This is a genomic window from Vibrio sp. 10N.286.51.C3 (genome assembly GCF_003050065.1).
In the GTDB taxonomy this organism is placed as follows: Bacteria; Pseudomonadota; Gammaproteobacteria; order Enterobacterales; family Vibrionaceae; genus Vibrio; species Vibrio crassostreae.
The window spans coordinates 1-1,848 of the sequence record NZ_PIGC01000042.1 but is presented as its reverse complement, the minus strand read 5'-3'; the positions used below and the strand labels follow the sequence as shown (position 1 = coordinate 1,848).

1 rRNA gene is annotated in these 1,848 nt (G+C 51.2%); it reads right to left on the bottom strand.

Annotated features, from left to right (window positions below):
- Positions 1–1,848, bottom strand: a 23S ribosomal RNA gene (locus CWO27_RS23380); the annotation flags it as partial.

Below are 1,848 nucleotides of genomic sequence, written 5' to 3'. Positions count from 1 at the left end.
CCAACGTTAGAACATCAAAACTACAAGGGTGGTATTTCAAGGACGACTCCACCACATCTAGCGACGCGGTTTCAAAGTCTCCCACCTATCCTACACATGTAGGTTCAATGTTCAGTGCCAAGCTGTAGTAAAGGTTCACGGGGTCTTTCCGTCTAGCCGCGGGTACACTGCATCTTCACAGCGATTTCAATTTCACTGAGTCTCGGGTGGAGACAGCGTGGCCATCATTACGCCATTCGTGCAGGTCGGAACTTACCCGACAAGGAATTTCGCTACCTTAGGACCGTTATAGTTACGGCCGCCGTTTACCGGGGCTTCGATCAAGAGCTTCGACCGAAGTCTAACCCCATCAATTAACCTTCCGGCACCGGGCAGGCGTCACACCGTATACGTCATCTTACGATTTTGCACAGTGCTGTGTTTTTAATAAACAGTTGCAGCCACCTGGTATCTGCGACTCTCGTCTGCTCCATCCGCAAGGGACTTCACTGATAAGAGCGTACCTTCTCCCGAAGTTACGGTACCATTTTGCCTAGTTCCTTCACCCGAGTTCTCTCAAGCGCCTTGGTATTCTCTACCCGACCACCTGTGTCGGTTTGGGGTACGATTCCTTACAATCTGAAGCTTAGAGGCTTTTCCTGGAAGCATGGCATCAATGACTTCACTACCGTAGTAGCTCGACATCGTATCTCAGCGTTAGTAGCGGTCCGGATTTACCTAAACCACCCGCCTACGTACTTGAACCTGGACAACCGTCGCCAGGCCCACCTAGCCTTCTCCGTCCCCCCATCGCAATTGTAAGAAGTACAGGAATATTAACCTGTTTCCCATCGACTACGCCTTTCGGCCTCGCCTTAGGAGTCGACTTACCCTGCCCCGATTAACGTTGGACAGGAACCCTTGGTCTTCCGGCGAGGGAGTTTTTCACTCCCTTTATCGTTACTCATGTCAGCATTCGCACTTCTGATACCTCCAGCAGCCCTTACAGACCACCTTCAACGGCTTACAGAACGCTCCCCTACCCCACATACCCTAAGGTACGTAGCCGCAGCTTCGGTGTATAGCTTAGCCCCGTTACATCTTCCGCGCAGGCCGACTCGACCAGTGAGCTATTACGCTTTCTTTAAATGATGGCTGCTTCTAAGCCAACATCCTGGCTGTCTGAGCCTTCCCACATCGTTTCCCACTTAGCTATACTTTGGGACCTTAGCTGGCGGTCTGGGTTGTTTCCCTCTCCACGACGGACGTTAGCACCCGCCGTGTGTCTCCCGGATAGTACTTACTGGTATTCGGAGTTTGCAAAGGGTTGGTAAGTCGGGATGACCCCCTAGCCTTAACAGTGCTCTACCCCCAGTAGTATTCGTCCGAGGCGCTACCTAAATAGCTTTCGGGGAGAACCAGCTATCTCCAGGTTTGATTGGCCTTTCACCCCTAGCCACAAGTCATCCGCTAATTTTTCAACATTAGTCGGTTCGGTCCTCCAGTTGATGTTACTCAACCTTCAACCTGCCCATGGCTAGATCACCTGGTTTCGGGTCTAATCCTAGCAACTGTACGCCCAGTTAAGACTCGGTTTCCCTACGGCTCCCCTAAACGGTTAACCTTGCTACTAAAATTAAGTCGCTGACCCATTATACAAAAGGTACGCAGTCACACCACGAAGGTGCTCCTACTGCTTGTACGTACACGGTTTCAGGTTCTATTTCACTCCCCTCACAGGGGTTCTTTTCGCCTTTCCCTCACGGTACTGGTTCACTATCGGTCAGTCAGTAGTATTTAGCCTTGGAGGATGGTCCCCCCATATTCAGACAGGATATCACGTGTCCCGCCCTACTCGTTTTCACTGAT